This window comes from Gelidibacter salicanalis (genome assembly GCF_016469035.1).
Taxonomy (GTDB): domain Bacteria; phylum Bacteroidota; class Bacteroidia; order Flavobacteriales; family Flavobacteriaceae; genus Gelidibacter; species Gelidibacter salicanalis_A.
The window spans coordinates 1-248 of sequence record NZ_JAEHJZ010000536.1 but is presented as its reverse complement, the minus strand read 5'-3'; the positions used below and the strand labels follow the sequence as shown (position 1 = coordinate 248).

The window sequence follows — 248 nt, the reverse complement described above, 5'->3', positions numbered from 1 at the left end:
AGATACCGCCCAGCACGAGCCTCAAACCATTCTCAACGTATATAGCCCCTATTTCGGCGGCGATACGATCATCACCCGATACGAATTCCAGCAGGGGCAATTGCACCTGATTAAAGAAACCCATGCCACCAAAACTGATTTGGGCGTCATGCTGCGTTTCGACGAGGGTGGCAATGTCAGCTTTATGCAGCGACAGCTCCCGGAGCGTCGGGAAAAATTATCGTCAGACGAAATCGAACGCTATAAAT

General features: G+C 50.4%; 1 protein-coding gene. It reads left to right on the top strand.

Annotated features, from left to right (window positions below; genetic code table 11):
• Positions 1 to 248, top strand: a 248-nt coding sequence (locus JEM65_RS21980; protein ID WP_199603902.1) for a DUF1481 domain-containing protein, incomplete at both ends; no start/stop codon positions are given.